Genomic DNA, 10,267 nt, shown 5'->3' on the forward strand with positions numbered 1-10,267 from the left:
GCCGAGGCCGGGGAGACGCACCAGGATTTGAGAGGAACGGTTATGCTAAGCCTTACGATTTGCAGAGATCGGCAGTCTTGCTCCCGTCCGGCAAAAGCGACTTATCGTATCCGTACTTGCTGACCAATGACATCATCTCATCAGAGCCGATATAATCCTTCATCACCTCGTTGATTGCGTCGACTGTGTCCTGCTCGCCTTGAGGGAATGCGAACGCAGGATAGCCGGGTTTATAGTTTGGTTTGAAAGGGTCGGCGAGCTCGAGTGAATCATCGTTGCGGATCGCGCCTTTGATTCCCAGATATTCACCACCCCCGGCATCGGCGCGACCAGACTTGACTGCCTGGGCTATTTCTACATAACCGGCGACCTGCATGATCTTATCGTCTGGGATGCCGGTGTCTTGCGCTCTTTTCACGTCGGCATATCCGGCACCAGTAACAAAGATCAGCCCCTTGTCACGAATATCTGGCAAGGAATGCACCCCTTTGGGGTTGCCTTTGGGTACCACAAGACCGCCGTAGACCGTCCCGAACGGATTAGTGAATAGCACGTTGCGGCAGCGCTGAGGCAAAACGAACATCGCACTGGTGATCACATCGATCCGGCCTCCCTGCATGGCGGGGATAAGCGATCCCCACTCCATGTCCACTGGTTCGAACTTTGTCGCCCCCAGTTTCTTCAGGAGCTCCATCACCAAAACGTTGCCGATGCCCAGCATCTCGTTGTTCTCTCCCTTGAACGACCATGCGGTGTCAGTGGAGAAGCCGATGCGGACCGGCCCGCCGTTCTTGATTCTGTCGAGCAGCGCCCCCGCCCAGGCGGAGCCAGCCAACGAGGCCATCGCCACCGCAGTAATGCCGAGAGCGGCCATTCCCCTCAGAACTGCACGTCTCAGGGGATCAGTTGGGCCTGTGGGGTGTTGATCCTTGATCATAGATTCCTCCTTGTTTTTCGCGCTACCCCACTAAACAGGTGAGGACAGCGGTCTTCCCATCGTCATGCCGGTTATGATAACGCTTAGAGCACTCCATTTCGCGCGAATCTGGCCCGTAGGCGCAGGAAACCGGCGATTCAGGCGCCATTCACGCCTTCTGTGCCATCTCCGTTGGATTGGGAGGCTGCCGATCGTGATCTCCCACTAGGCATCCTTGGCCGGCACTCTGGTGGCGCATCTCAAAGCCGTGTTCGGCAGCAGTGGATCGTGCTTTTAGGTGGGGTACGCGATGTGCATGACCTTTTACACTTCGTTCTGCAGCCGGCGCTCGCGCACGGGTGTCAGGCGGCGCCATCTTCTCGTTGCCTCGATCACGGCATCACGGCGTCGGCAACGCATCGTGATGTTCGCCGGACGGGGTGTGATTATCATATGAATAAGGCGAGCTTTCTTCCTTGCCCAAAAGGGCTTCTCCCCGACAGGCTCGCCCTTATCCCCGCCGCGGGGTGAAGCGGGAGTCCGGGTCCTTGAGCGTTGCAGAGGCGGGTCCCGAAAAGCCTCATATCCGTTGGCACTCGTGCCGCGCGCCAGGATCGCCCCCCGTCTTTGAATCTGCGGGTTTGCGCAGCAGCTTCTGCACCCCGCCCACGACACTCAGATTGCGATCTGCAAGCGTGGCCGGCTGCAGATCAGAACCCGACTGGGATAAGGCGGGATGGGTGAACGGGCGATTGCTCGGAATACTGGCCGGCTTGCGTAGAATGCGCCGGCGTGAAGCCGATCAGGACGAGAGTATCGTCGATCTACAGTAGGTCGCAGAATTCTGCGTCACCACCCTCTCCCCGAACACGGCTTAAGGATTAAGAGATCGGCTCGCGCTTTTGGACTCCACCGTTTTGAGACCGGCGACGCCCGCAATCGATAGGCTACCAAACGTGCGCTTCCGCGAAAGCAGCTAACCAGATTACGCAACCAGGCGGCTACTGCCCCCGTCCATCGTTATTGTTGTTCCGTTCAGATATCTCGCGCCGTCCCCCACAATGAATGCGATTAGTTCCGCAAGCTCATTGGCTGTTCCGATCCGTCCCAAGGGATTGGCCGCAGCAATCCTTCCAGTGGCGGACTGTCGATCGAGTCCCTCGTCAACCATAATTTCCTCAATTCTCCTGCGCATCCTGCCGGTGTCAAAGTATCCTGGCGCTACAACATTTACGCGAACGCCACTTCCTGCAAGAGTATCAGCAAGGTGCTTGGCGACTACTGCTATCCCGGCTCGCATGACATTCGACGCAACCCTGTGGTCGGTCGCTTCGTGGATACCGGCCGACGTCACATAGACGATATCCCCCCCACGCTCCGACGCTTTCATCACTTTGGCTGCGGCTCGCGACAGCCGCACTGCACTCAGTAGCAACATCTCGTATGACTCATCCCAATCGTCGTCACTTAAAGTGTCGATAGTTCCGTATGGCGCGTGGCCAGAATTCACGACGAGGCAATCAACGCCTCCCAACAGATTGAGTGTACGATCGAACAAAGTGTCAACATCTGATCGTCGCGATAGATCTGCAACGATACCATGAGCAACTTCGCATCTCGATTTGTCCCTCAGTTCGGCAACAGCTTTATCCAAGTCCGGCTGATTTCGCCCGCAAATGACCACCTGCGCTCCATCTTGCCCAAGTCTATTTGCAATTGCGAACCCTAGACCTTTGCTGGCAGCAGTGACGAGAACCCTTCGGGTACTTCTATGCATTTGATGCCCTCTCAAATTGGCAGCTGTATTCGTGTAAACGTGCGATCAATTAACATGCTCAACGGTCACGATAACAGCGGGACCTCAAGCTGAGCCAACCCGAATATGAGCTTTTCCAGGATCGTGCGCGTCGCGGCCGCCGCAAGCAATTTGGACCTTTCGATATAGATCATGGCTGCCGAGATGCGGGTGAGATCCCTGGTTTTTGCGTTACATGTCGCGGGAACAAGCAACGCGATCCGGCCGGAGATCATATCGAATTCTACCTGACAACCTACACCTTCATTGCTGCTCCCGCTCGTGCAGTATGGCGTCGCTCATCTTCTCGGCAACCATAATCGTAGGGATGTTCGTATTTGCTCGCGGGCAGAATGGCATCACGGACGCATCGGCGATTCTTAAACCTGATAGTCCATGAACGCGGCCTGACGGATCCGTTACGCTGGTGGGATCCTGAGCAGATCCCATTCTGCACGTTGAAGTTGGATGAAAGTTCCCAAAAACATTCTGTCGAACAAAGCGGTCTAGAAGCTCGTCGTTGGTTAGGAGGTCTGAGATGCTGCGGCCATCTGTGATTGCGAATCTGATAAGGCTTCGACGAAGCGACGAGGAACTATCCATAAGCCCGGCGAGAAGGGATGTGAGACCGTAGTTCAAACGGTTGTACTTACCTATGCGCTTTGCTCGTCCGGTCCAGGTGGAAGGAAATGGGTCCAGCGCAATATTCACCAAAGCCTTGTGATTGATCAGTCGTGCAACGAATCTAAACGCGCTTTTCAGCCGCTGCGCGTCGCGTTCGTCGCTCAACATGTCAAAATTAACTTCTGGCTCAGCGAGATGAGAGGGACTTACGAGCGAAACAGTTCCTGTCGAGTAGACGCGATTAACCCAGAAATTGAGCGTCCCTAGACGTTGGCCAACGGGATGCCAGGCAGACTTTGCCAGAACCGAGACGGCCATATCGGTAAGGGGGCAACCGTCGTGACCGGATGAATATCGAGCATGCATCTGGATATATCCTGTCGCGGTCGGCAACATCCTATCCTTCGGTTTCAAGTACGCCGATATGGCGACCCCGGCGTGCTCCTGCAGATTTTTTCCGACCCCTTCAACGTCTGCGATGACTTGAATACCGAGTTTTGATAGAGCCTTACCTGGGCCAATCCCGGATCGCATCAATATCGCCGGTGAATGAATAGCGCCAGCACATAAGATCACCGTTTGAGCTCTATAGGATAGTTGGCCAGTTTTACTATCAGTATCCACACCCGTTACCTGGCGACACGAAAAGGTTAACTTTACGACCGTGGTCTCAGGCAATATTATTAGGTTAGGCCGAGCGCGGACACTCTCTGGCAAATAGGCCATCGCAGCTGATACGCGGCGACGGGCGAGATTTGTGAGTGGAACAACTGAGTGGCCATCGCGGAACTCACCGTTGAAGTCTGGCCGGTAGGGTATATTCTCGTCTTCAAAAGCAGTCGACACCGCGTTGACGAACCCTGACCACTCTCCCTTATCGGCACGGCTAATCGGCAGCGGCCCGCTATTGCCGTGGAAGCGATCGCGAAAGTCCAGATCGCATTCAAGCCGGCGGAAATATGGCAGGACGCCTTCCCAATCCCAACCCGTTGCCCCGGTGGACGCCCACTCATCATAATCGGCAGGGCCGCCCCGGTTAGCGACCTGAGCGTTGATACTGGAGCCTCCTCCAATGACACGAGCTTGCTCATAGTGGACACGTCGGTTGCTAGTTCGCGCAACCGCTGCGGTCAGCGACGGCCATTGGTACCGTTGGTTATAGTAAGCTCGCGTAGGGTTGCCATCGAGGATATCATCAGGGATAGCGTGCGGGGGAAAGTCAGGACCAGCCTCTATGAGCAGGACGCGACTGCCATTGGCCGACAACCTGTTGGCCATGACGCATCCGGATGAGCCGCCACCCACAATTATATAGTCGAAAAGCAACGACCCCTCCCATCTTGCGAGAGAAAAATAAGCACAATTCCACAGTGAGACCTGCAAAGAGAGCCGTTATTAGCAGGGAAGCTGCAATCTTCTGTGGTGTCCGCAGAATGTGCTCTTCGGCTGTAGTCCTACGTAGAGATGCCAATTTCCCCCGCCAGCACTGAAGGAGTCTTATAACCATCGAACCCAGCCTCAACCGAGACGCGGGCGAGTTTTACCCGCACACGACCTCAGTTTTTTCGGGAGCGATTGCACGAACTCGCACTGCTGCCGATAGTGTGCGTGCTAGCGCATTGCGCGTGGCCACGACGCATTCATCGCGAAGGCGCCACGCGAGCAAAGCACGGAGAAGCATGCCGCAATTATCTCGACTTCTTGCAGTTCTAGCTCGGTGGAATAATCAATCGATGGCCTATCTCACCGCTACGGCTGAACAAGATCGCTTAACGCAATTGCCTGAGAAGGTCCCTGATCGCGCGTGACGGTGCGGCTCTGGGCCCTGCTGCCTTCACCGGATGATGGCGGCGAGATTCGGATGCCGATATTTCTCGTCTGGACGTAGCCATCAAGTGCTTCCTGCCCCTTTTCCCGGCCGTAGCCAGACTGCTTCACTCCCCCGAACGGTGTTTCTACGCCGCCGACGTACCACCCATTCACGTACACTTGGCCGGCCCAAAGGCGATCGGCGCACCACAGAGCACGGTCAATATCCCGCGTGAACACGCCAGCTGCCAACCCTTGATCGGTATCGTTGGCTAGTTCGATCCCCGTAGCTGGGTCATCGAAAACAGTTACCGCGAGAACGGGACCGAATACTTCTTTCTGGAAGAGATTACTGTCTCGCGTGACATCTGCAAAAACAGTAGCGGCCATGAAATAGCCGCTCCGCTCCGAAAGTGCGGCTCCACCGGTTACCGCCCGTGCCCCCTCCAAAAGGGCAATCTCACACGCTTCCGTGACCCCCTTGCGCTGCTTCTTGGAGATCATGGGTGTGAGGTCACAATTTTCTCGCCCCGGACCAACGGTTAATCCTTCGACGCAAACCTTCACTTTCTCCAATAATTCGTCTGCGATCGATCGTTGGACGAGCAGTCTTGTTAAGTTGTTGCAATTCTGGCCGGCGTTCAAATAGGTTCCGATACGCACCGCGTCTACCACGGCATCGAGATCCGCGTCGGAATACACGACTGCAGCTGACTTGCCGCCCAGTTCCATGATACAGGGAACGATGCGTTCCGAGGCGGCCTTGAGCACCGTTCGCCCAGTTGCCGTGGATCCCGTGAAGACGATGTGACGAACATCGGGATGCTCGATCAGCGCTTGGCCAGCGGTCTGGCCGTAACCGGTGATCACATTTACGGCTCCGGCAGGCAACCCCGCGGTTTCACAGGCGCGCGCAAACTCGACCCCAGACAGGGGTGCCAATTCCGGAGACTTCACCACGACTGAGTTGCCAGTGGCAATGGCGCAAGCAAGCGAACGAGCCATTAGTTCAAGAGGGCCATTCCAGGGCACGATCTGGGCCGACACACCGAAGGGGCTCCTGACGGTGTAGTCGACAAACTCGGCGCCGCGAGGGATCGATCGACCTTCAAGCTTATCGGCCAGGCCGGCATAGTAGCGAAGGTAGCGTATAGCTGTGCGAACCTCACCCCGGGCAAGATCCAACGCCTTGCCCGTCTCGATGCAGTTAATGGTCGCGATCTCCTCGCTCCGCGCCTCGAGCGCGTCTGCCACACGAAATAGCATTTGTCCCCGGTCGTAGGGATGCATGTCTATCAGAACGCGGTCGCGAAAAACGCGGTTGGCGGCAGCAACGGCGAGATGAACTTCTTCAGGTCCCGCCTCCGCAACGACCGCAATGGTCTCCCCATTAGAGGGGTCATCAACCTCAATCCGTCCGCCGGACGAAGAATCTCTCCACTCTCCGTCTATATAATTCTTGACTACTTCTGCGCCAGCCATCGAAAAATCCTCCACACTTACCTATCATCCACGCAGAAGTACTGACGTGCGGCACAGTCCGTATGGTTTGGCGATGCCAAAGCGGAAACGCATTCGGACTGCCTGAGCATCGAACTGACCTGCGAAGACAAATGCAGACCGATCGGTGCTGCTTTTGTCGTACGCCTCTTCTGTCAGCTACTTGCCGCCGTGCTGTCCTGCACCGTTCGTACGCAGTCGCGGATGATTGACAAGCCCCGACGCAGATCAGCCTCGGCTATAGTGAGGGCCGGCATGAACTTTAGTACTTCACCATATGAACCAGCGGTTTCTAAGACCAAACGTCGAGCGAAGGCCTCCTTCGAAACGCGCGCAGGCAATGAGTGATCCTTTGGTGAAACGAGCCCATACATCAGGCCGCGGCCTCGTACGCTCAGCCCGAGTCCTTGGTGATCGGCGGCAATAGATGCAAGCTCGGTAGCTAGGATCTCAGATTTCCGCGCAATCTCATCCTCAAACTTTGAATCGGACCAGTAAGTTTCAAGTGCCGCGCGAGCAGTGACGAAAGCCAAATTGTTGCCCCGGAATGTCCCGGTATGGGCGGCGGGCTTCCAAACGTCCAGGTCGGGCTTGATTAGAACAAGAGCCATCGGCGTCCCGTATGCCGACAACGACTTGGACAAGGTAACGATGTCTGGCACGATGCCAGATGGTTCGAAGCTGAAAAACTTCCCCGTGCGTCCGACACCAGCCTGGATGTCATCCAGGATCAATACAATCCCATGCCGCGAAGTTAGCTCACGCAACCGCCGCAACCATTCAACACTGGCAGGATTGATACCTCCTTCGCCTTGAACTGCCTCGAGGATCACCGCGGCAGGGGTATCAAAACCGCTTGACGGATCGGCGAGAAGCTTCTCAAGATAGTCGATCGTGTCGAATGATTCCCCGAGATAACCCTCGTATGGCAACGACGTCACGTGGGCCAGCGGAAAGCCCGCGGCTGCCCTCATATCTTTATTGCCGGTGGCCGCCAACGATCCGGCGCTGACCCCGTGATACGACCCCGTAAACGACACAATATTTGACCGGCCCGTTACCTGACGAGCCAGCTTCAGCGCCGCCTCCACGGCATTGGCACCTGTAGGACCCGTGAACTGCAGCTTGTATGTCAGGCCACGCGGCTTCAGGATATAGCGCTCGAAAGCTTCAATAAATCCCTTCTTGGCTGTTGTAGCGAGATCAAGGCTGTGCACGATGCCATCGCGCTCAATATAGTCTAGCAACGCCTGCTTAAAGGCTGGGTTGTTATGGCCGTAGTTGAGCGCACCCGCTCCACCGAAGAAATCTAAGTATTCCTGACCGTCTGCCGCTGTGAGTGTCGTGCCAACACCCCGATCGAATAGGACCGGAAATGAGCGGACGTAGCTACGCACTTCAGACTCCAAGCGGTCGAAGAGTGCGAGGCTAACATCTTTGGCAATCTGGTTCATAAAGGCGGACTCCTTCGAGTTGGGCAGCCTGTAAGGCTAGTGGCCGGTTCAAATGTGAAGAGGACGGCCAGTGCCGTTTCTTGTAACATACCGGGTCCCGCAGCCCGGGTTGAGCGAAATATCGACCGGTAACCGCAGGAAATCAGCGTTCTATAGCCGGTTGCGCAGATTTCGAACAATTTGGCTCGTTGTGCCGGGTTGGCCAGCTACCAAACGGGCGGATGGCTCGCTAAGGATCTCCGTGAGGAAGCCGAGCGCGACGCCTCCGATGATGCCGAAGCGATCAGCTTGCGATTGGGCAAAGACCCAAACGAGGTTCGAACGCGCATGCCTGATCACGACAGAGCAGGTTTGACGCCGGTCTCCTCGTTCAATCGATGACGCCGCGTTTGTCATGGCAATTGGTGATTAATTCCGCGATCTCCTTTCCGTCAATCCGGATGCCATCTCAGCCCATCCTTTCGGAACGGTGAGAACCGGGGCTTGCCGGGAAAACGACGGTTCGGTTCCCATTGATGAAGGTGCGATAGTGGATATGCGCGTGGATAGCGCGGGCCAATACTTGGCTTTCCACATCGCGGCCGATGGAAACGTAATTCTCAGTGCTCTGCGCATGTGTGATACGGGCAACGTCTTGCTCGATGATCGGACCCTCATCGAGATCAGCGGTAACGTCATGCGCCGTAGCGCCAATCAGCTTCACGCCGCGCTCGAAAGCCTGTTTGTAGGGGTTGGCGCCCTTGAAGGACGGCAGGAATGAATGATGAATGTTGATGATCCGGCCGGACATCTTCTGGCAGAGCGCATCGGAGAGTATTTGCATGTATCGCGCGAGCACGACGAGTTCCGTCCGGGTCCCCTCAACGACGTGCATCAGCTGGGCTTCGGCCTGCGGCTTGTTTTCCTTCGTGACCTTGATGTGGTGGAAAGGAATATCATGATTCACGACCACCTTTCTGATAAGTCAGGTGGTTGGAGACAACGCCGACGATATCGATCGGCAGGGCTCCGATCTGCCATCGGTAGAGGAGATCGTTCAGACAGTGTCCGAAGTTCGAAACCATCAATAAAACCTTCATGCGATGCGTGCCGTCATGCAAATTCCATGACATGCAGAACTCGTCCGCAATGGGGTGGAAGCCCTCTTCAATTGCCTTCCGTTCGGCTCCCTCCTCGCTGATAAAGGAGACGCGCATGAAGAACTTACCTGTATCAAGGTCATCGAACTGCGAGCTGTCGACAATGTTGCAGCCTTGAGCTGAGAGGAGGCTCGAGATCGCAGCAAAGATTCCCCGTGCGGCCGGGCACGAGACCGTCAAAACGTATTGCTTCATGGATCGTTACCATCGTGCCGGTGATTAGATTTGGCAGATCAAAGCGCCTTTTGCAGTTCCGGCAGAATGACGAAGAGATCACCGACGAGACCGTAGTCGGCGACCTGGAAGATCGGCGCTTCCTCGTCCTTGTTGATGGCGACGATGACCTTCGAATCCTTCATGCCGGCAAGATGCTGGATGGCACCGGAGATGCCGACGGCGATGTAGAGATCGGGGTGCGACCACCTTGCCGGTCTGGCCGACCTGCCAGTCGTTCGGCGCGTAGCCGGCGTCGACGGCGGCACGGGAGGCGCCGACGGCGGCGCCGAGCTTGTCGGCGATCGGCAGGATGACTTCCTGGAATTTCTCCGAGGAGCCCAGCGCGCGGCCGCCCGAGATGATGATCCTGGCCGAAGTCAGCTCCGGACGATCGGTCTCGGAAAGCTTGTTTTCGACAAAGCTCGACAGGCCGGGATTGGCCGCCGCCGGAACCGTCTCGACCGGGGCGGAACCGCCCTCGGGTGCAGCCTGGAAGGAGGCGGTGCGCACGGTGATGACCTTCTTGGCGTCGCTCGACTGCACCGTCTGGATGGCGTTGCCGGCATAGATCGGCCGCTTGAAGGTGTCGGGCGAGACAATCTCGATGATCTCCGACACCTGCGCGACATCGAGCAGGGCTGCCACGCGCGGCGCGACATTCTTGCCCGAGGAGGTCGCCGGCGCGACGATCGTGTCATACGCATCGGCCATGCCGACGACGAGCGCCGCCAGCGGTTCGGCGAGACGCTCGGTGAGCTCGTCGGCTTCGGCAAGCAGCACCTTGCTCACGCCCTTGAGCTTGGCGGCGGCGTCC

Annotated in this window: 6 protein-coding genes and 2 pseudogenes; all 8 read right to left on the reverse strand. The window is 56.7% G+C overall.

The features are described from left to right. Positions 1-52 precede the first annotated feature (52 nt). A complete protein-coding gene (locus BLT09_RS26625) occupies positions 53-937 on the reverse strand; it encodes a transporter substrate-binding domain-containing protein (protein WP_236473027.1) in 885 nt (294 codons plus the stop codon). 964 nt (positions 938-1,901) lie between these two features. Further along, complete coding sequence (locus tag BLT09_RS26630; RefSeq protein ID WP_091598711.1) at positions 1,902-2,693, reverse strand: SDR family oxidoreductase; 792 nt, start codon at positions 2,691-2,693, stop codon at positions 1,902-1,904. A gap of 65 nt (positions 2,694-2,758) precedes the next feature. After that, positions 2,759-2,947 (reverse strand): hypothetical protein, encoded by a 189-nt coding sequence (locus BLT09_RS26635; RefSeq protein ID WP_091598714.1) that lies wholly within the window; start codon positions 2,945-2,947, stop codon positions 2,759-2,761. Between the two features lie 28 nt (positions 2,948-2,975). After that, positions 2,976-4,661 (reverse strand): GMC family oxidoreductase, encoded by a 1,686-nt coding sequence (locus BLT09_RS26640; protein WP_091598717.1) that lies wholly within the window; start codon positions 4,659-4,661, stop codon positions 2,976-2,978. Positions 4,662-5,084: 423 nt separating this feature from the next. After that, the gene (locus BLT09_RS26645) at positions 5,085-6,626 is read right to left on the reverse strand and encodes an aldehyde dehydrogenase family protein (RefSeq protein ID WP_091598720.1); all 1,542 of its coding nucleotides are present in this window, start codon (positions 6,624-6,626) and stop codon (positions 5,085-5,087) included. Positions 6,627-6,799: 173 nt separating this feature from the next. Beyond that, on the reverse strand, positions 6,800-8,098 hold the full coding sequence (ectB, locus tag BLT09_RS26650) for a diaminobutyrate--2-oxoglutarate transaminase (protein ID WP_091598723.1): 1,299 nt from the start codon (positions 8,096-8,098) through the stop codon (positions 6,800-6,802). A 448-nt stretch (positions 8,099-8,546) separates the two neighbouring features. Then, positions 8,547-9,432: pseudogene (purU, locus tag BLT09_RS26655) on the reverse strand (formyltetrahydrofolate deformylase). 38 nt (positions 9,433-9,470) lie between these two features. Then, positions 9,471-10,267: pseudogene (locus BLT09_RS26660) on the reverse strand (electron transfer flavoprotein subunit alpha/FixB family protein); the annotation flags it as partial.

It is taken from the genome of Mesorhizobium muleiense (assembly GCF_900099905.1).
Classification (GTDB): Bacteria; Pseudomonadota; Alphaproteobacteria; order Rhizobiales; family Rhizobiaceae; genus Mesorhizobium; species Mesorhizobium muleiense.